Annotated in this window: 17 protein-coding genes; 12 read left to right on the forward strand and 5 right to left on the reverse strand. The window is 62.1% G+C overall.

Annotation, left to right across the window (positions count from 1 at the left end):
* Window positions 1-163: 163 nt before the first annotated feature.
* From AC3FOF_RS42020 to AC3FOF_RS42035, 4 genes are all read right to left on the reverse strand, one after another.
* On the reverse strand, window positions 164-1,636 hold the full coding sequence (locus AC3FOF_RS42020; RefSeq protein ID WP_488728667.1) for a benzaldehyde dehydrogenase: 1,473 nt from the start codon (window positions 1,634-1,636) through the stop codon (window positions 164-166).
* A gap of 135 nt (window positions 1,637-1,771) precedes the next feature.
* Window positions 1,772-2,986, reverse strand: coding sequence for a 3-(3-hydroxy-phenyl)propionate transporter MhpT (gene mhpT, locus AC3FOF_RS42025; RefSeq protein ID WP_488730031.1), 1,215 nt, complete (start codon window positions 2,984-2,986; stop codon window positions 1,772-1,774).
* A 123-nt stretch (window positions 2,987-3,109) separates the two neighbouring features.
* Window positions 3,110-4,096, reverse strand: coding sequence for a formylglycine-generating enzyme family protein (locus AC3FOF_RS42030; RefSeq protein ID WP_488730032.1), 987 nt, complete (start codon window positions 4,094-4,096; stop codon window positions 3,110-3,112).
* Window positions 4,093-5,874: an arylsulfatase gene (locus AC3FOF_RS42035; protein ID WP_488730033.1), complete on the reverse strand. Its 1,782-nt coding sequence runs from the start codon at window positions 5,872-5,874 to the stop codon at window positions 4,093-4,095. Before AC3FOF_RS42035 ends, AC3FOF_RS42030 begins: the two co-directional genes overlap by 4 nt.
* A gap of 150 nt (window positions 5,875-6,024) precedes the next feature.
* Here AC3FOF_RS42035 and AC3FOF_RS42040 point away from each other — a divergent pair, with 150 nt between their 5' ends.
* Both AC3FOF_RS42040 and AC3FOF_RS42045 read left to right on the forward strand, forming a co-directional pair.
* Window positions 6,025-7,875 (forward strand): sensor histidine kinase, encoded by a 1,851-nt coding sequence (locus AC3FOF_RS42040; RefSeq protein ID WP_488730034.1) that lies wholly within the window; start codon window positions 6,025-6,027, stop codon window positions 7,873-7,875.
* A 2-nt stretch (window positions 7,876-7,877) separates the two neighbouring features.
* Window positions 7,878-8,498 carry a response regulator transcription factor gene (locus AC3FOF_RS42045; RefSeq protein WP_488730035.1) on the forward strand — a complete coding sequence of 207 codons (621 nt, stop codon included), beginning with the start codon at window positions 7,878-7,880 and terminating at the stop codon, window positions 8,496-8,498.
* A 1,212-nt stretch (window positions 8,499-9,710) separates the two neighbouring features.
* Here AC3FOF_RS42045 and AC3FOF_RS42050 read toward each other — a convergent pair.
* A complete protein-coding gene (locus AC3FOF_RS42050) occupies window positions 9,711-10,562 on the reverse strand; it encodes an IclR family transcriptional regulator domain-containing protein (protein WP_488730036.1) in 852 nt (283 codons plus the stop codon).
* 257 nt (window positions 10,563-10,819) lie between these two features.
* Here AC3FOF_RS42050 and AC3FOF_RS42055 point away from each other — a divergent pair, with 257 nt between their 5' ends.
* The 10 genes from AC3FOF_RS42055 to AC3FOF_RS42100 all read left to right on the forward strand — a co-directional run bounded on the left by AC3FOF_RS42055 (window position 10,820) and on the right by AC3FOF_RS42100 (window position 20,333).
* The gene (locus tag AC3FOF_RS42055; protein ID WP_488730037.1) at window positions 10,820-11,119 is read left to right on the forward strand and encodes a hypothetical protein; all 300 of its coding nucleotides are present in this window, start codon (window positions 10,820-10,822) and stop codon (window positions 11,117-11,119) included.
* A complete protein-coding gene (locus AC3FOF_RS42060; protein ID WP_276269461.1) occupies window positions 11,100-12,062 on the forward strand; it encodes a helix-turn-helix domain-containing protein in 963 nt (320 codons plus the stop codon). Before AC3FOF_RS42055 ends, AC3FOF_RS42060 begins: the two co-directional genes overlap by 20 nt.
* A 527-nt stretch (window positions 12,063-12,589) precedes the next feature.
* On the forward strand, window positions 12,590-12,958 hold the full coding sequence (locus tag AC3FOF_RS42065) for a hypothetical protein (RefSeq protein ID WP_488730038.1): 369 nt from the start codon (window positions 12,590-12,592) through the stop codon (window positions 12,956-12,958).
* 225 nt (window positions 12,959-13,183) lie between these two features.
* Window positions 13,184-15,451, forward strand: coding sequence for an NADP-dependent malic enzyme (locus AC3FOF_RS42070; protein ID WP_488730039.1), 2,268 nt, complete (start codon window positions 13,184-13,186; stop codon window positions 15,449-15,451).
* A 277-nt stretch (window positions 15,452-15,728) separates the two neighbouring features.
* Window positions 15,729-16,904, forward strand: a complete 1,176-nt coding sequence (locus AC3FOF_RS42075; RefSeq protein WP_488730040.1) for an acetyl-CoA C-acetyltransferase — start codon at window positions 15,729-15,731, stop codon at window positions 16,902-16,904.
* 36 nt (window positions 16,905-16,940) lie between these two features.
* On the forward strand, window positions 16,941-17,699 hold the full coding sequence (gene phbB / locus AC3FOF_RS42080; RefSeq protein WP_276269465.1) for an acetoacetyl-CoA reductase: 759 nt from the start codon (window positions 16,941-16,943) through the stop codon (window positions 17,697-17,699).
* 43 nt (window positions 17,700-17,742) lie between these two features.
* The gene (locus tag AC3FOF_RS42085) at window positions 17,743-18,438 is read left to right on the forward strand and encodes a DUF6781 family protein (RefSeq protein ID WP_488730041.1); all 696 of its coding nucleotides are present in this window, start codon (window positions 17,743-17,745) and stop codon (window positions 18,436-18,438) included.
* A 50-nt stretch (window positions 18,439-18,488) separates the two neighbouring features.
* Window positions 18,489-18,632: a hypothetical protein gene (locus AC3FOF_RS42090; protein ID WP_488730042.1), complete on the forward strand. Its 144-nt coding sequence runs from the start codon at window positions 18,489-18,491 to the stop codon at window positions 18,630-18,632.
* Window positions 18,629-19,330 (forward strand): 3-oxoacid CoA-transferase subunit A, encoded by a 702-nt coding sequence (locus tag AC3FOF_RS42095; RefSeq protein WP_276269468.1) that lies wholly within the window; start codon window positions 18,629-18,631, stop codon window positions 19,328-19,330. Before AC3FOF_RS42090 ends, AC3FOF_RS42095 begins: the two co-directional genes overlap by 4 nt.
* 10 nt (window positions 19,331-19,340) lie before the next feature.
* On the forward strand, window positions 19,341-20,333 hold the full coding sequence (locus AC3FOF_RS42100) for a Bug family tripartite tricarboxylate transporter substrate binding protein (protein WP_488730043.1): 993 nt from the start codon (window positions 19,341-19,343) through the stop codon (window positions 20,331-20,333).

Here is a 20,333-nt window from a genome sequence, read left to right on the forward strand (position 1 = left end):
ATCGCGTTGCGTTTTTCCGGGCGGTTGAATTTGACCCATGCCACGCCGTTCTCGATGCTGAAAACGACGGTTTGTTCCTCTGCTTGATTGCTCATTGCCTGCACCTTGATGAAAAAGAATGAAGAGATCGGGCGGAGCGGCCGCGCGGACGCCCCGCCCGGGTTCAGAACGGATACTGCGGAACGGCGTCCTTGACCGTCACCCATTGCCAGTGCGTGTACTGCTCCCAGTCGGCGGGGCCGCCCACGCTGCTGCCGTTGCCCGATGCGCCGGTGCCGCCGAACGGGTTGATCACCTCGTCGGCGACGGTCTGGTCGTTGATATGCAGCAGGCCCGTGTGCAGCCGCTCGCCGAGGGCCATGGCGCGGCCCACAGAGGCCGAAATCACGCCCGCCGACAAGCCGTAGTCGGTACGATTGGCAAGCTCGATGGCTTCGTCGTCGGTATCGAACGGGATCACGCTCGCGACGGGCCCGAAGATCTCTTCGTCGAAAGCGCGCATGCCCGGCTTCACGTTGGACAGCACGGTCGGCCGGTAGAACAGTCCCTCGTGGGTTCCGCCCGCCTCGACCACGGCACCGGCCGCCACCGAGGCATCGACGATGTCAACGACGTTCTGCAACTGCCGGCGGTCGATGATCGGACCGAGCGCTACGTGCTCCACGGCCGGATCGCCGACCGGCAGGTGACGCGCCTTGTCGGCCAGGCGCCGCGTGAGTTCCGCCGCGATACTGCGGTGGGCCAGCACCCGGCCGGTCGCCATGCAGATCTGCCCCTGGTGGAACCAGGCACCGAACGCGATTGCCGACACGGTCTTGTCGAGATCGGCGTCGTCGAGCACGATCAGCGAGTTCTTGCCGCCCAGCTCCAGTGACACTTTTTTGAGATGCTTGCCCGCCAATTCGCCGATCTTGCGGCCGGCGGCCGTCGAACCGGTAAACGCAAGCATCGGCACGCCGGGCGCCTCGACCAGCGCCTGCCCGACGTCCGCGCCGCCGGGCAGCACGTGAAGCAGGCCCTTCGGCAAGCCCGCGGCGGCCAGTACTTCCGCAATCACGAAACCGCCTGCGTATGGCGTGCGCGGATCGGGCTTGATCACCACCGCGTTGCCCACCGCGAGCGCAGGCGCGACGGAGCGCAGCGACAGCACCAGCGGGAAATTGAACGGAGAAATCACACCGACCACGCCAAGCGGTAGCTGACGGGCAATGCTGAGCCGGCCCGGCGCGCTCGGCAGCACCCGGCCGTTGGCTTCCAGCGGCATCGCCGCAGCACGCTGCAGCAGCACGATCGCCTCTCGCACCTCATGCTCGCCCTTCGGCAGGATCCCGCCGGTTTCTCGCGCGATCAGTGCCGCGGCGACAGGCGCCTGTTCCTGCAGCAGGGCCGCGGCACGGTGAAACACGGACGCCCGCTCGCGCGGCGGCGTGGCAGCCCAGGCGCGCTGCGCCGCGCGTGCCGCTTGCACGGCAGCGGTCACGTCTTCCGGCGCGGCCCTGCCGACCTGGTGCAGCGGCTGGCCGGAGGCCGGCTCGACGACGTCCAGGACACTGGACACGCGGACCCAGTCGCCGTTGAAGATCGCGCCCTGCCACGTATTGGCACTGGCAAGCGTAAAATCTGACGAGTTGCTCATGGCAGATGTCTCAAGTAATGGTCAAGTAGTAGTCAAATGCAGCCGTCCCCGATCGCCGTGGCGAACACCTCGCCACATCGACGGAACGTTGAAACACCGCTGATCTAGCGATGACACCAGTTGATGTCGGCGCTGTCAGTCTCTTTCCGCAGGTCGCTGCAACAACAGCAATGCGGCAATAGCAGAGATGATGATGATAGGAATGCTGGCGCCGATGATCGTGCTTGCGTTCTTGCCCATTGCCAGCAGTTGTCCGGCCAGCATCGGCCCTGCAATCGCACCAAGCCGTCCCACCGCGACGGCGGCGCCCACACCGGTACCGCGAACCGCCATCGGGTAATACGCGGCCCCCAGCGCATACAGCACGGATTGCGCGCCAGTGACAAACAGGCCAGCCAGAAACGCACCGAACGCCGTCCACGCCATGCCGGAGGCGGCCGCCATGGTGGCGAGAGCGACGATGATTCCGACATACATGCCCGACACCACGGCACGCGGATGACCCCGGTCCATCAGCATGCCGATGCCCAAGGCACCGGCACTGCCGCCGATGTTGAAGATGATCTGCACGACACCAGCCTGCGCCCGGGTCAAGCCATTCACCACCATGAGCGACGGCAGCCAGTTCAGCAGGAAATAAAGCACAATCAGTGTGAAGAAGTAGCTGATCCAGAGACAACAGGTTGCTGCCGCGCGACGTTCAGCGAACAGCGCCCAGGCCACGGAAGGCGGCTTGACGGAATTTCCCTCGGGTCCGTCGAAGCGCCGCGACTCTGGCAGCATCAGCAGCATCGGCACTACGAGCAGCGGCCCTAAGCCGCCAACATAGAAAATGTGACGCCATCCCGTTTCGCCGGCAGAGACGATGCCGATTACCGCCGCAATGGCACCGCCAAGTGGGATGCCACAGTACATGATGCTGACAGCGGTATTGCGCAGACGAGCTGGCACCGATTCCGAGCAAATCGCGATCAAGTTTGGCATTGCGCCGCCAAGTCCCATGCCGGTGGCGACGCGAATGGCCACCAGGCTCCAGAAGTCCCAGGCGTGTGCCGTGCCGATAGAAAAGATCCCGAATAGCGCCGTGGCCATGATCAGCACGCGCTTGCGACCAATGCGATCGGCCAGGCGTCCGCCAAGTATGGCACCCGGCAACAGGCCAAATGTACCGGCGCCGAAGGCCAACCCCATCTGGCTAACAGACAGCCCGAACTCGCGTGCCATGCGGGGCGCCGCGACGCCTATCGATTGCAGGTCGAGTCCTTCCAGTAGCGCGACGACAAAGCATAGGCCGAGGGTCAGCGCCGCGCCCGAGGCTGGCTCGGTGCGTACTACGGTTGATGATTGCATGGTGGTTCCTTGATCGAGGCTGTATCAGATACGGAGGAAGTTCGCTGTTTTATCTGTGAGGTGATATATCGGCGCGACGTCCTGGTTTCGCTCTGGCGGGAACACGTGTGTCCGGATTGCAGTTCAGTGGGCCATGACCGTCCGAAAGCCGCTATGCGCGGTCGGCATGTCAGGCTCCTGAGGCTGACGGGCGGAGGCGCGATATCGAACGCAGAAGTCGGCGGAGCACAAGAACGAGCCGCCCTTGATCAGTCCAGGAGCACGGGACCCGCTCGTGGAGACGCCGAATCCTGCGCCGTGAAACTGCGCTCGACCACTCCAGTCGTCGGCGGTCCACTCCCAGACGTTCCCGATCAAGTCGAACACGCCAAAGCCATTGGCCGCGTAGCAGCCGACGGGAGCGCGGCCCGCATGGCCATCCTCGGCGGTATCGATGTAGGGGAAGATGCCTTGCCAGAAATTTGCGCCCGGCCGGCCGGTCTGGGAGCGCGGCCCCCGTTCGATGCGCTCCCCGCGCCCGTGCGCCTTGGCTGCGTACTCCCACTGTGCCTCAGTGGGCAACCGACGCCCCAGCCATTGCGCATAGGCCTCGGCGTCCGCGCGGGTAACCTGGACGACCGGTTCATTTTCTCGCCCGCGCAAGTCGCTTCCGGGGCCATCCGGGTGACGCCAGTCGGCACCCTGCACCTCGTGCCACCAGCTTCCGTAGGCAACGTCTTCCCGGGGCAGCGGCTTCCGAAAGACGATACCGCTGCCTCGCCGTTCGGCCTCCGTGACGTAACCCGTGCTGTGCGCAAACGAGGCGAACTGCGCGTTGGTGACTTCGGTGCGATCGATCCAGAAGCTCTCGACGGTTGCTTCACGCAGCGGCCGCTCCTCCGCGTAGCCCTCCGTGGAGCCGAGTGTGACGCGGCCTCCTTCAACCCGAATCATGCCCGCGTATCTTTCCTTTCCCCAGCCCGGTGGCAACCCCGAGTACACGCGGCAAGCTCGCTCGCTGCCGAGTGCGTCGGCGGGCGGCGCCTGTACGGAATCGGAGACCATTGCCATGGCGCCGGCGGCCGCGAGCACGGTGGCCACCAGCACGGCGAGGACCGTCGTTGTCTTCATGGCGCCGGGGCTCTCAGTTCTTGCAGCGGCGTGTGTACCACCCCGACGCGGGCTGCGTAGGCCTCGTATTCCGCTGCCAAGCGGGCTGCGCGCTCCGGATACACCTCGCTCAAGTCGGTCGTCTCGCCCCGGTCGCGACGCAGATTGAAGAGTTGCCATCGGTTGTCGCCGAACGGCGGCTGCATCGACACCAACTTCCAGTCACCTTGGATGACATAGCGGCCCGTGAAGAGCTCATCGGCGAGTATCGCGTCGCTTGAACGAGGACCGCTGGAGACGCGATCCTGTAGCCGCGAGACCAACGATCTGCCGGTGATCGGATAGGCGGACTGTCCGTTGCGATGCGAGTTGCTATGGTCGATGCCGGCAAGTTCGAGGAAGGTGGGAAGCAGGTCGGTGACGTGGGTCAGATCGCCCAGCGCAGGTTTCGAACGGATCTGGCGCGGCATTCTGACGATCAACGGGGCAGTCACCCCGCCTTCGACCGAGAAGCCCTTCCAAAGCCGAAACGGCGTGGCACTGACTTCCGCCCATCGCTCGCCATACGTCACGTTCGAGAGCGGACGCCCTATGTTATCCAGCGCATTGTTGACGTTGGGGCTGTTCGGAAAGAAGTCCGGTCCACCCTCGGCGCCATTGTCGGAGGCAAAAACGATCAGCGTGTCATCGTAGATGCCACGCTGCTTCAAGTAGTCGATGAGCCGTCCGATGTGGCGATCCATGTTCTCGACCATGGCCGCGTACACTTCCATCTTGCGTGCTTCCATGGCGCGCTGCTGCTTCGTCAGGTCGGCCCAGCGCGGGTGGCCCTGAAGCTGAGGCAAGCCGGGGCTCGGAGTGAAGTCGGCGGGAATCAACCCAAGCTTTTTCTGTTTGGCGATACGGCGGGCACGAATGGCTTCATAGCCTTCATCATATCGGCCGCTATACCTGGCGATATCGGCGTCGGGCGCCTGCAGCGGCCAGTGCGGCGCGGTGAAGGCGAGGTACGCAAAGAACGGTTTGCCGTCGTGGCGGTTCTCGTCGATGTACGAGATCAGCTTGTCCGTATAGTTCTTCGACGCGTAGAAGTCCGGCGGCAGGCTGACCGGCTTGTCGTCCTCGGTGTAGCTGGAGGCAAGGTCGGCGACGATCGGTTTTCCCGGCACCTGCGCGAAGTGCGATCCGGCGCCCTGCAGTAGCGCAAACGAACGCTCGAATCCCTTTGCGTTGGGGAAAGAAGCGGGACGGAGCGCTGTCCGGCGGCCCGCGTTGGCTGCTGGGTCCGCCGGCGTACTCGCGAGATGCCATTTGCCGGCCATATATGTGTGATAGCCGCCGTCCTTCAGCAATTGTGGCAGCGATGGTACGCGCTCGTTCAGATAGCCCTCGTATCCGTCGGGTGCGTGTTCATAGTTGTAGGTGTTCTGCTTGCCCCAGGGCGCGGTATTGGTCGAGATCGCCGTGGCATTGACCTCGGCCATCGAACCCAGACCCGCAAGGTGATGATCGGTTCCCGACATCAGCATCGCGCGGGTGGGCGAGCAGGTCGCGCCGGTGTGGTAGTTCGTCAGGATCCGGCCCGAGGCGGCAAGTGCATCCAGGTTCGGTGTGTCAATCTCCCCGCCCATGGCGCCAATGTCGCTATAACCCAGATCATCGGCGAGGATCATCACGATATTCGGCCTCGCGGCCCGCACCGGTTGCGGCTGCGCAGCTTCCCTGGCACTGCCATCGCTGAAGGCAGTCACTGGCAACAAGCCGCCGAGTGCGAGCGAAACCACCGCTTTCCAGTGCATTGTTGTCTCCGTCGTTGTTATCTGTGATTTGTTAGCGGAGACGATCTTCGGGTGTAACCGGATAGCGATGCTATTGGCCCTTGGTACAATTGACCGTACTTCCGTGACAGTGGATTAGTTGACTCCAACGTTGTCAAAGTCCTCTGCTCTATGCCGCTGATTCTCCGCACAGCGTTGCTGCGTCGCCTTGTGATCATTCTTTTCCTCGCTCTGGCCGGGCCGGCTGGAGCGGCGCCGGAACGTGTGCTCGCCGTGATCTATGCCGGTGGCTATGCGCCCTGGTACGCCTCCTTCATCGAGACATTGCGGCTCGCGCTGCTTGAGGGGCACCCGGAACTGGTGCTGGACGTGGAAACCCTGTCCAAACGCACGGACGGTTCGACACGCGACGGCGGAGTACCTGACTGGCTGCTACAGAAGTACGCTGATCGGCATTACGATGTTGTTGTGGCCTACAGCCCCCAGCTTGCTTGGAGCGCGGTCGCACTGCGCGACCGCCTGTGGCCGCGCGCCGCAGTGGTGACATCGGTACGTGGAGACGCCGAAATGCAGGCACTCGCCGAAGCTCCCCGTGTTTCCGGCATTCTGCTGGAGGACAGGGTGGCGTCGACCGTCAAGCTCATTTTCGAGCTGCTGCCTGCCACCGAGCACTTGGCCGTCGCGGTGGAGACCCTCGATGCGGATCCTTGGCGCACGTCCTGGCGGCGCGGGCTTGCGATGATCGATCGGCGTGCCCGATGGGTTGATTTGAGCGGGCTCACCGTGGCGCAATTGCGCGAACGTGTGGCCGCGCTGCCGCCTCGCACCGCAATCTACTTTGCTGCACCCGGCGTGGCGATGAATGGCGAAGTTCGCGCGGGCCGGGAGGTGGTCGGCCTTGTCAGTGAGGTGGCAAAGGCGCCGCTTTTCGTCGATGTCTGGCCCCTCGTCGGTACGGGCGCTGTCGGTGGGCGCCTGAGTTCTCCGCGGGAGATCGCGACCCAGATGGCATCGCAGATCGAGCGGATATTGGCGGGGACGCCTCCTGCCGTCGTCGGCTTCGAGGCGCAGTGGCCGACGAAGCTGCAGTTCGATTGGCGCGCCATGCAGCGCTGGCATATCGACGAGGCACGGCTGCCCAACGGAAGCGATGTGATGAACAAGCCGCCGGGACTTTGGGAAGCGTACCGGACTCAGGTCCTGGTCGGCGTGTCGGTGATGCTTCTGCAGAGTGCGTCGATCGTGAGCCTGCTGATCGAGCGCCGACGCCGTTACCGGGCGGAACTTCGCGCACGCGAGCATCTGGCCACCTTGGCCCGACTGAACCGCGGTGTTGCGCTGGGGGCGCTGTCCGCTGCACTGGCACATGAAATCAACCAGCCCCTTGGCGCGATTCTCGCCCACGCCGAGACAGCCGAATTGCTGCTGGCGCAGCCCCATGATGCCGATGCGCATGCGGCACTGCGGGAATTGTTGTGTGCGATCCGTGAGGATGACCAGCGAGCCGCTGAAGTGCTCACGCGATTGAAAGCGTGGATTGCCAATGCCTCTGGGGTACTGGAGCCGGTGGCGCTGAATCCGTTGATCGTCGAGGTGGGGCGCATGCTCCAGACCGAGCTACGCCTGCGCGAGACCGAACTTCGCCTGTCGCTCGCGGCGAGCTTGCCACTTGTATTGGCCGATGGCGTGCAGGTACAGCAGGTGGTGCTGAACCTGGTGCTCAACGCACTGGACGCACTGCGACAGGTGCCGACGCGGCGCAGACTGATCGAGATCGGCACTGCCCAGGTGGCTTCGGGAAAGATCGAGGTGACGGTCCAGGACAGCGGTCCGGGTCTACCCATCGTACCGCCGGCGCAGCTCTTCGAGCCTTTCTTCACAACCAAGCCGGAAGGACTGGGGGTCGGGCTAGCGATCAGCGCGGCAATCGTTGAGCGGCACGGTGCGCGGCTGGAGGTTGACAACCCCGACGAAGGGGGCGCGCGTTTTCGTTTCTCGCTCCGCGTGCATATGGCGATGTGACCATGGATCGTGACGCGATACCCTGCCTGCATCTCGTCGATGATGACCCGCGTTTTCGCAGCGCGCTGGCGCGGTTGCTGCGGACCATGGGCTATAACGTGAGGGAGTATGAGTGCGCCGAGTCGTTCCTCGCCGCACCGCCTGGCGGGGCTGGATGTGTGTTGCTAGATATCCGCATGCCGGGAATTTCGGGACTCGAATTGCAGACTGAAATGGCTCGGCGGGGCGTGATTTTGCCCATCGTTTTCCTCACTGGCCATGGCGATATACCGATGAGCGTCCAGGCCCTGCGCGCGGGGGCGGAGGATTTTCTGACCAAGCCGGTCAAACGATCGGCTCTTCAGGTGGCGGTCGAGCGGGCATTAGAGCGGGAGGTTCGGCAGCGCGCCGTTGCCGATGCGCGGCGGCTCCGGGAAGAGCGGCTAAGCCAATTGAGTCCGCGGGAGCGTGAGGTCGCGCAGCTGTTGTCGGCGGGGTTGCTGAACAAGCAGGTCGCGTACCAACTCGGGACCACGGAGCGCACGGTCAAGGCCCACCGTGCCAAAGTCATGGACAAGCTCGGGATTCACAGCGTGGCCGAGTTGGTACGGCTGATGGAGGATCCTACGCGGCCGGCCACCTGATGCATGACGAGGGATGGCGTTGCGCCAGGCCGTATCAGACGGATTACTGAATGGTGGCCAATTGCTGTTCGAGTGCGGATGCCATATGTGCAATATTTGGCTGAAGAGCCGGCCATAGGCCGGGTAATTGGAGCGTCTGCGTTTATTGAGCTTTGAATGCGGTATTTTGATATTCGTATGTCAATTAAGAATGCGCATTCGCAGTTGTTCGAGAATCGCTGTGCAGACGATGATGCGATGTGGGTGTCAATCCAGCGTGCCCTTCTAGGCGGGCAGCCCCGCGTGTCCCTTTCTGTCCAGTCCAGAGAAGAGGTCCAGTGTGCCTGTTTGAGAAGCAACGTCCGCCACGCCGGTGTTCTGCCGGCGCCGCTCCGGTACCTCGACATACCTTGCCATTACGTCATCCAGTGTCACGTGTAGCGCGGCGATGCTGACCAGGTTGGAAACGCGCTTGCACACTCGGGAGATAACGTCTGCCTCGGCGTGCGTCGGCACGGACGCAGGCCATCCTGAAAGGATGGCCGTTGACCGCAGTACCGTCTTTCCCAGTTTTTTTGAACAGATTTTGCCGACGCATTCCCCCTCCTAGGGCCGCTGGGCCCAGGAGGGGGTCAAGTCGGCAAAGGCTGCACAACGGCGCTGAGTCGCTGAAGATCGGGGCGAACTCGCGTTGCGCAGACTTTCCGTAACGGAGGTGCCACCCGAGCTGTTGCGCCTCAACGTCAGTCTGCCGTGCTCCCGGGATTTATACAGCACCATTCGTATGTATAGTGGCCTGTGATTATCGACGCTCGTTAGCTGCCGCCAGTGTTTCGCGGCATTGCGGGCCTACGCGGCAAGCCTGCCACATCGGGAGATGAGCGATCGTATTGATGTCGAGTTAAGGTGTTGCTGCAAGTGGGGGTGTGGCTACCTGTAACTCACGCTTTTTTGGTGCCTTGCTTGCGAGAGGCCGTCATTGTTGGGCTCTGGCATCGCGCGATGGGTTCGTCTCGCCTCACCATATTGCGTCCAGTCCGCAGGGGCACCGCTGTGATCCCACTAGCCCTGGTCAACCCCACTACCGATTGGATCAGCGACGGGGCATCATTCGCTGGACAGTTCTCTCCTGGCGCTCCGGCGCGTATCGTGTCATTTCCATTCGCGCACCGCCCTCCATTTCGCATCATCAAAAGAGACCGAGGCGAAAAGTACCCTGACATGGAGGGGCCTCTAGGCTAGAAGGACGCTGCCGAGCGCGTCTGCGCATGCTTTCAGCGGCGGTAGAAATTGTGTTTGCATGTCGTCGAGCGACGCACGTGACGCATGCGTGCTGACATTGATCGCCGCCACGACACGGCCACGGCCATCGCGGACGGGCACGGCAATCGAACGAAGGCCGGCCTCCAACTCCTGGTCCAACAGGGCGTAGCCCGCGTTGCGCACTTTGTCGATTTGCTTGCGCAGTTCCGGTACCGAGGTGATGGTTCGTTCTGTCCGCGCAACGAGTCGCACACGTGCAAAGTACTCCTCGAGTGCAACGCGGGGCAATTGCGAGAGCAGTACCTGGCCCATCGAGGTGCAGTAGGCGGGAAGCCGCGTTCCGACCAACAGGCTGATCGACATGATCCGCGTTTCTGCCGAGCGGCAGAGATACACAATTTCGTCGCCGTCGAGGCTCGCTGCGGAACACGATTCGTGCAATACCTCACTTACCTTGTCGAGATAGGGCTGAGCGACAACTGCCAGCGGAGTGGAAGAGAGGTAGGCATGCCCCAGCGTTAAAACCTGAGGCCGGAGGGAGAAGCGCTTGCTGTCCTCGCCAACATAACCCAGCACCTTCAATGTGTATAGGCAGCGCCGTACGGCTGCCCGTGACAGGCCCGTCGTCTGGCTGACCTGGGAGATGGTGAGATTGCGCCGGTGTTCGGAGAACGCGCGGATCACTTGCAGTCCGCGGGCCAACGAGGCCATGAAATTCGGGTCGCCCGCATGGTCTTCGGCGAACTCGGATGAGTGCTTGGCAATTTGAATCTGCTCTCTGCCCTCGTTGCTCTGGGCCGATTCGGTCATGTTGACTTCCATGAAATGGATGAGTTGGCTGGCGGATTGTTCGATGACCGCACGGAAATTCGATTATCGCCATTGTTCGGTGTTACATCAAGTCTTATACTTTGTTCTGTTACCGCACGAATGTTCGAGTATCGAACGAATCAAAAAGAATATGGGGACGAAACATGGTTCTGAAGCGAGTAGGGCCTCCCGGACGACGTGAGACAGGTGTGCAGGCAGGCGAAGCTCCAATCCCCGGTAGCTTCCTTCAAGCGAGGCAATCCACGGAATTGATCAAGGATGTCGGTAGTGAAGCGGCACCCGGCCACAGCATCGATGGAGATCTGGGCGGTGAAAGGTCCATGGTCATCCAATCGTTCCTAAATACAGCCCACAGGCACCTTCTCGGAGCCGCAGCGGCAGGTCGCAAGTTCGAGCGCCTATGGAAGACGGTCGACGTGGGGTGCATTCGCCTCATCGCCGTGCGCGAAGGCGGCCCTCATCCGCCCTCGGTTCGCTATCCCGAATTGGCGATAAGTAAGGAAGCACAAGAGTTCAGAGCATTCGGCCATGCAGATTCCGCCATTTGAACTGCGGTTTGAGGGGTGCGATGATTGGCAGGCGGGACTAGAGCGCCACATCCTGTCGTATCACTGCAGCGTTGTGGATGCCAAGTGGTTTCGATGCCAAGCCATCGTTGCCCACCTGTATGGGAACACAGTTGCAGAAATGCGCGTTGATGCGGCTCGCCTCGAGCGTCGTGCTATCGACATTGATGGTGCTGACAGAACGCTCGTGAAAGTAATGTGGCAACTGACGGGCCGCAGCCGCATACACCAGGGCCGCAACAATGCGACGCTCGACGCTGGAACCTGGGCCATCTGTGATCCCGGGCGCGAGTACTCGCTCGACTTTGACAAGGGCGCGCGATTCTTGCTGATGCTCTTGCCCCATGCGCAGTGTTCCGGGTGGCTGTCCGCCTTAGGTACCTTGTCTGCACAGGCGCTGCCTGCTTGCGGCCCTGCGCACATCGCCAAAACGGTTCTTTCGGCCATGTTGCGGGACGTCGCCCATCTCGATGGCGAGAGCGAACGCACGCTGCACGAATCCGTGATCGCGCTTGTCCATCGTGCAGTCAGTTTCGAGATGTGCTCGCGAGGGATGCTGGCGCAATCCGAGCGCTCGATGCTGCTCACGCAAGTTAAAGCTTATATGCTGGAGCACCTTGCGGACCACACGCTCACTGTCGAGAGAGTGGCAACAGTTTTTGCGATGTCTCGACGCAGTCTGTACAACCTTTTCGAACTTGGCGATGTCTCGCCACACGTCTTCATTCGAAATGCGAGACTTGACCGCGCATGCTCGTTGCTGACCGATCCCACGTGGTGCCACGCCCAAATGGCGCACATCGCACTCCAGTGTGGTTTCCCGGATCCTGCCCACTTCAGTCGCGCGTTCCACGCACGCCATGGCGTGGCTCCAAGCGCGTGGCGCGAACTCAGCCTGCGTGCATGGCGTGAGAAATGCACTTGACTGGACCTCGCGCCAATACTGCATGGGCCGCCAAGCGATCTGCAAAAATTGGCGAGTGCATGCCTAAGCATGGCTTGACAACGCTCGGAGCTCGCCGCGGGCGTGATTGTTGGCTTCGGAGTGACCGGCTACAAGTTGGCGCTGCATGGGGTGCTTGATCGGCATGTCTGAAGGCATCCAGGCGATTGCCACTGCAGTCGCCGAATGTACATGCAGAGCGGCGCGTTGCTCCGCGCGCCGAGAGGGGTGAGCGTATATCTCAATTGGCGCGCTACAGCCAGTACGCCCGTCGAATACAAGAGGTGGATCCCTATCTGACATGCTCGGCTGGAGCCGAGACTTGGTAGCCGATTGTTCAGTCCATCATCGCAGCGGTGAACAGCCCATCTATCAAAATGCCTGATTGATGAGGACTATCCCTAGGTTTGCATAGAGCGGCAAACGGGTTGCACAAATTGGCAAGTGATCGCGCATTCTTGCTTGTTACCTTGTCACCAGAAGACGAAGGAAGAGACGGTGGAGAGATGATGAGCGGTGCAAGCGTTAGTGATCACCTTGGCGAACCCATCATTGTTGTCATCGGTGATCGTATGTCCGGGAGTAATCCGGGTGAGCGCGGCCTTGAACTCGATGCAGTCGACCCGATCAACGATGTCCGCGTTGCCATGGACATGGACTGCGAGCCGATTGACGTTGGCAGGTACCAGCTCTCACAGGCGCTCGCGACCAGCGCGAGTGGTGGCGTGTCGATTGGTGTCTTGATGCAGGGCCTGCAGCGTTACGATGGGCAAGCCGACCTTCCTGCGCTAGCCATCTGCATGCACGATCTGAGCGTTTGCCCCGCGCAACGGGTGCGTCATCGGTACGTCCGACCTGCACTGTTCATCCATGGCTGACTCTGCCTACGTGCGATCTGAATCGCATGCGAACGCGCGCTTGTTCGCCAGTGCGCGACTGGAGTGCGTTGCTGGTGCTGGCCATTGGATAGATGCGGATCAGCCTGACACGCTCCTCCGGACGTTCCAGTGCTGGATTGCAAGGCCAGCTTAGCACGCGCTGCGTTGGCGCGGTGCCTGGTAAGGCATTGAACTGACTTCAACCCGAAGAAGAGAGACAATAGCATGTCCGATTCCCTGCGCGACGAAGCGCTCGAATACCACCGGAACCCGACAGCGGGCAAGATTTCGGTCACGCCCACCAAGGCTATGGCCACCCAGCGCGACCTCGCGCTCGCATATTCGCCGGGAGTCGCGGAGGCTTGCACGGCAATCGTGGCCGACCCGCAGGAGGTCGGAAATCTCACGGCACGCAGCAATCTTGTGGCGGTGATCACAAACGGCACGGCGGTACTCGGTCTAGGGAACATCGGGCCGCTCGCGAGCAAGCCAGTGATGGAAGGCAAGGCTTGCCTTTTCAAGAAATTTGCGGGTGTCGACGTCTTCGACATTGAACTCGCGGAGACCGACCCCGACGCGCTGATCGACACCATCGTGCGTATGGAGCCGACCTTCGGGGGCATCAACCTCGAGGATATCAAGGCGCCGGAGTGCTTCTACATCGAAAAGAAGCTGCGCGAGCGCATGAAGATCCCCGTCTTCCATGATGACCAGCACGGTACCGCGATCGTGGCTGCGGCTGCCATATTGAATGCGCTGCGGCATGTCGGCAAGGACATTGCAAAGGTCAAACTGGTGGCATCCGGCGCGGGGGCGGCGGCGCTGGCTTGTCTGGATCTCATCGTCAGCCTGGGATTGCAACGAGAGAACATCTTCATCACCGATGGGAAGGGGGTGGTCTATGTCGGACGCACCGTCGGCATGGATCCAAGCAAAGAGCGCTACGCGCGCGAGACAAATGCCCGTACCCTTGCGGACGTCATGCCCGGAGCTGATGTTTTTCTTGGGCTTTCGGCCGGAGGCGTCCTGAAGGCTGAGATGGTGAAGGGCATGGCCCCCAATCCGATCATCCTGGCGATGGCGAACCCTGATCCCGAGATTCGGCCGGAGGATGCGTTGGAGGTGAGGCCGGATGCAATCATTGGCACGGGACGATCGGACTATCCAAACCAGGTGAACAATGTTCTCTGTTTTCCGTTCATCTTCCGTGGGGCACTGGACGTGGGCGCGACCACGATCAACGAAGCCATGAAACTGGCGGCTGTGCAAGCAATTGCCGAACTAGCGCACGCTGAGATTCCAGAGGTGGTGGCGCAGGCATACGGTGCGCAATCGCTGCGATTCGGGCCGCACTATCTGATTCCCAAGCCATTCGACCCCCGGCTGATCGAAGTGGTCGCCCCCGCGGTCGCAAAAGCGGCGATGTACAGCGGCGTGGCGACACGGCCGATTGCCGATTTCAATGCATATCGAGAGCGTCTCAGTCAGTTCGTCTACCAGTCTGGCAGCGCGATGCAACCGGTGCTGGCTGCCGCAAAGCAGCTGCAACGCACCGTGATCTATGCGGAAGGGGAAGACGAACGCGTACTGCGCGCGGCGCAGATCGTGGTCGATGAAGGAATTGCACGCCCAATGCTGGTCGGTAGGCCCGAGGTCATCATGCAGCGGATCGAGCAGTACGGCCTGCGTCTGAAGCCGGGTGAAGACTGCGCGTTGGTCAACATGGCTGATCCGGGTATCTACTCGCCGGCCGCGGATGAGTACTACCGGCTGAACCGTCGCGATGGCATTACGAAAGCCCTCGCGCGTGCAGAGATGCGTAGTCGATGCACCTTGTTGGCAGCGATGCTGGTGCGCCAAGGCGTTGCGGAAGCCATGCTCTGCGGGACGTTCGGTCGCTACACCGACCACCTCACCTATGTGCGCGACGTGATCGGCTTGCGGGAAGGCGCTGAGACTCTCGCGGCGATGCAGATGCTGATGTTGCCAGGCCGCCAGCTCTTCATCTGCGACACACATGTCAACGTTGATCCTTCGGCCAAGCAGATTGCCGAAATCGCATTGCTTGCCGCCCAGGAGGTTCGTCGCTTCGGCATCACACCAAGCGTGGCGCTGTTGTCGCATTCGAATTTCGGTAGTTCGGATTCCCGTGGTGCGGTAAAGATGCGCGAGGCGCTCAGCATTGTGAGGTCGCTTGCACCGGATCTCGCAATCGATGGCGAGATGCGCGGGGACGCCGCCCTATCGAGAGAAATCTTGTGCCGCGAATTTCCCGACTCTGGGCTGATCGAGGAGGCGAACGTGCTCGTGATGCCCAATATCGAGGCAGCCAATATCTCGTACAACCTGCTTCGTATTGCAGCTGGGGGTGGCATCACGGTCGGCGGCATCTTGCTGGGCGCGGCGCACTCGGTCCATATCCTGACGCCGTCGTCCACCGTGCGCCGCATTGTCAACATGACCGCACTCGCGGTCGTCGACGCCGCGCGCTGAGTTGGAGTCATCTCGCGATGAACTCTTCTGCCAACGCTGCTGCGGTTCGTAGCGCCTGCCTCCAGGTGATCGTGGTGGCAGGCGCGGCGGGCTGGAACTAGCTACTGCACTCGGCAGCAAACTCGGAAGGTGGGAGCGCGTGATTGTCACACCGATCGACAAGGCCTTCTCCCATACGCCATGGTCGCGCTGGAGATGCGGGCTCGTAGTATCACGCGGCGCACTGCGCCGCACGTGATGCTGCATTGAAACCATTTAACACCGAAGGAGAGACGACATGGAAGAGGTAGTGATCGTGGCCGCTGGCCGCACGGCCGTGGGCAAGTTCGGCGGAAGTCTTGCCAAGGTGCCGGCTGCCGATTTGGGCGCGCATGTGATCAAGGGCCTTCTGGCGCGAACGGGCATCGCGTCTGACCTCGTCGACGAAGTCATCCTGGGTCAGGTGCTGACTGCAGGGTGCGGGCAGAACCCGGCGCGGCAGGCGACGCTGCGAGGCGGTTTGCCCCACGACGTCCCCGCATTGACGATCGGCAAGGTTTGCGGCAGCGGCCTCAAGGCCATGCACCTCGCGGCGCAGGCCATCAAGTGTGGCGATGCCAAGATCGTCATCGCTGGCGGGCAGGAGAACATGAGCGCGTCGGCCCACTTGCTTCCAGGGTCGCGCGACGGCTTCCGTATGGGCGATGCCAAGCTGATCGACACCATGATCGTCGACGGCCTGTGGGACGTCTACAACCAGTACCACATGGGTACGACGGCCGAGAACGTGGCCAGGAAGTTCGACATTTCGCGCGCGCAACAGGACGAGTTTGCCGTCGTGTCGCAACAGAAGGCCGAGGCAGCGCAGAAGGCCGGGCGCTTCAAGGACGAGATCCTTCCTTTTGAGATTGTGACGAAGAAGGGTACCACTGTCTTCGATACCGACGAATTCCCGAAGCATGGCACCACGCTGGAGTCCATCGCCGGATTGCGGCCCGCCTTTGCCAAAGACGGTACTGTCACCGCGGCCAATGCGTCTGGCCTGAACGATGGCGCGGCGGCGGTGATCATGATGTCGGCCACCAAGGCACGCGAACTCGGCCTACCGGTGCTGGCACGCATCAAATCCTACGCGTCGGCGGGACTGGATCCCGCCACCATGGGCATGGGCCCGGTGCCGGCCTCGCAGTTGTGCCTTAAGAAGGCCGGGTGGCGCGTGCAGGATCTCGATCTGATGGAGATCAACGAGGCCTTCGCGGCACAGGCCTGTGCTGTCAACAAGGAAATGGGCTGGGACACCTCGAAGATCAACGTCAATGGCGGGGCAATCGCCATCGGTCACCCGATCGGCGCCTCTGGTGCCCGCATCCTCGTCACCTTGATCCACGAAATGATCCGCCGCGACGCCAAGCGAGGCCTGGCCTCACTGTGCATTGGCGGTGGCATGGGCGTCGCGCTGGCGATCGAGCGCTGATTCACTTTTTTCGCAACACACACAGGGAGACCTCACATGACACAAGAATCGAAACAACAGCGCGTGGTGTTGGTGACCGGCGGCATGGGCGGCTTGGGCGAGACGATCTCCACCAAGATGGCTGATGCCGGTTACCGCGTGGTGGTGACCTACTCCCCCGGTAACGCCAAGCACGGCGAATGGGTAGCGGGTATGAAGGCACGCGGCTATGACATGGTGGCCGTTCCTTGCGACGTGGCCAGCTTCAGCTCCTGCGCCCAGGCTGTTGCCGAGGTACAGCAAGAGGTGGGCGCAGTCGACGTGCTGGTCAATAACGCCGGCATCACGCGCGATATGACCTTCAAGAAGATGGACCCGATCAACTGGGATGCCGTCCTGCGCACCAACCTCGATAGCCTGTTCAATATGAGCAAGCAGGTCGTGGATGGGATGGTCGAGCGTGGATGGGGCCGCGTGATCAACGTATCGTCGGTCAACGGCTCCAAGGGGGCCTTCGGCCAGACCAACTACTCGGCAGCCAAGGCCGGCGTACACGGTTTCACCAAGGCGCTGGCGCTCGAAGTGGCGAGAAAGGGCGTGACGGTCAACACGATCTCGCCGGGCTATATCGGGACGAAGATGGTGACGGCCATCCCTGAGGAGATCCTGAACACCAAGATCCTGCCGCAGATCCCGATTGGCCGGCTGGGTAAGCCCGAGGAGGTGGCGGGCCTGATCATCTACCTCGCCTCCGAGGAAGCGGCGTTCGTGACGGGTGCCAACATCGCGATCAACGGCGGCCAGCACATGCAATAGGACGCGTGGCTACCGTTCGTACCGAATTCACCAGGAGACTCGAATGATCAAATCCGGAATCGATCAGGATGCACTGATCGAGATGTTCTCGCAAGCGACCGTCAAACAGGGCGAGGCCTTGCGCAAGGCGGTGAGCGAGGCCATGCTGAAAGCGCTGCACGGCCGCGAGCTGTCGTTGAAGAACATTCGAAGCGTACTCCAGAGTGTGACCGAGGCTGCGTCCATCGGCGCTGCCAAGAACGGCGCGCAGTCGGTCGACGTGGAGGCCATGCTGGCCAAGGCATTGACGGGCATGGACACGGCGTTGCTGCACGCCGTGGAGGCGAACCGCAAGGCGCTGCAGCAGTTTATCGACCATGGCGCTGGCTTGCGGGACAAGCAGCTCAAGGTTGCGATGAACACCATCGAGAAATTCGAAGATACGCTGTTCGCCAGTGTGGGCAAGACCATTGAAAGTGCGGATAGCCCGGTCAAGGGTGCTTGGGAGCATGCGCTTGGGGCGATGAAGCTCAAGGGCAGTGAAACGGGTGCGCAGGCCACCCATGCGGTTGAGCTCCTGATGGCGCAGACAAAAGCCGCGCTACGCGAGGGGCGGGCGACCAGCGTGCGCGCGACGCAAGTCCTGCTGGACAGCTACGCCGCGGTGGTCAGCGGCGTGTTGATCGGCATGTCGGAAGGTCTCCAGGCGCCGCCGGTGTCCACCGCACCGAAGAGTGGTTCGCGTCGCCAAGACGCGTAGCGGCTCGACATCATCGCGCCCAAAGAAAAAAATACACGAAGGAGACCCTCATGACGCGAGTCGCCGAACCTGACAGCGGATTCCTGATGCGCGATACCACGTCGCATCCGCTGGCTTATGTGCCATCCGACAAGACGAGCGTGTCGCGCAGCCCGGAGCATGCTGACCGAAAGAAAGGGGGTAGCCCGACATGATCAACAAGATTCTGCCATGCGCCGAAGCCGCGCTTTGCGATGTGCCCGACGGCGCGACCGTGATGATCGGCGGCTTCGGCACTGCCGGATTGCCGAACGAATTGATCGACGCTCTGATTGCGCAAGGCGCTAGGGATTTGACGATCGTCAACAACAACGCGGGGAATGGCGAGTCGGGCCTGGCCGCGCTGCTGGCGGCCGGGCGAGTTCGGAAAATCATCTGCTCGTTCCCGCGCCAGGCCGATAGTCATCACTTCGATGCGCTGTACCGTGCCGGTCGGATCGAACTCGAGCTCGTGCCGCAAGGCAATCTGGCTGAGCGCATCCGGGCTGCTGGAGCCGGGATCGGTGGCTTCTTCACGCCCACAGGCTACGGCACCGAGCTGGCCAAGGGCAAGGAGACGCGCGAGATCGATGGACAGATGTATGTCCTTGAGGCCCCCATTCACGCGGACTACGCGCTGATCAAGGCCGAGCGCGGCGATCGCTGGGGCAATCTGACCTACAGGATGACGGCGCGCAACTTCGGCCCAGTGATGGCTATGGCCGCCAAGGTCACAGTGGCCAGCGTACACGAGGTGGTTGAACTGGGTAGCCTCGATCCCGAAGCGGTGGTCACGCCGGGCATCTTCGTGCAGCGCGTGGTGAAGGTCGAGCGAGTGGCCACCGCCGGCGGCGGCTTCAGGCAATTGGCATGAGGTGCGGCCTATGAACAGTGTCAAGCTTTCCCGCCGTTACTGGTTGCGCACCATGGCCGGTCTCGCCGCAGTGTTCGCGCTGCCGCTTGCAGCCCACGCAAAAACCTATCCGATCAAGCCCATCAAGATCATCGTGCCGTTCGCGCCGGGCGGTGGCAACGATGTGTTTGCCCGCCAGTTGGCGACGCAGCTCGGCTTGCAGCTGGGTGTGCAGGTGATCGTCGACAACCGGGCCGGCGCGGGTGGCACCGTGGGGACCGACGCCGCCGCGAAGTCGGCTGCTGACGGCTACACGCTGCTGCTCGGCCATACCGGTACGCTCGCGATCAATCCGGTGCTTTACCCCAAGCTTCCTTATGACGCACGCAGCAGTTTCGTTCCGGTTGCACCGGTGGCCAGCGCGGCGCTGGTGCTGGTGGTGCCGGCCGCGAGCCCGATTCGGTCATTCTCCGACCTGCTGGCAGGCGCCAAGGCGAGTCCCGGGAAGCTGACCTTTGCCTCCAGTGGCAATGGTACCGGCGGCCACCTCGCTGGCGAATTGCTGGAAGAGCTTGCCAACGTTCGCTTGCTGCACGTGCCTTACAAGGGCACTGCGCCAGCGTTGACCGACTTGCTTGGCGGTCAAGTGGACCTGATGTTCAGTGTGATTCCGTCGGCGCTTCCGCATATCGATGGCGGCAAGTTGCGTGCGATCGCTATCACGAGTGTCAATCGCAGCGTGCGCCTGCCCAACGTGCCCACCGTGGCCGAAGGCGGGATCAAGGGCTACGAAAGCTCGCTGGCCTATGGCCTGATGGCGCCTAAGGGCACGCCCGACTCCGTGCTCAAGGTATTGACGGCCGCCGTGGCAAAGGCATCGGAAACCGCGGCTCTACGCGATGCTCTCAAGGCTGAAGGTGCCGAACGGCTGTCAGGCAGCGCTGCCGACTTCGCTGCGCTGATGCAGGCTGAATCGGCGAAGTGGGGCCAGGTCATCAACAAGGCTGGCATCAAGCCCGAGTAA

Source organism: Cupriavidus sp. 96C5-1 (genome assembly GCF_057798855.1).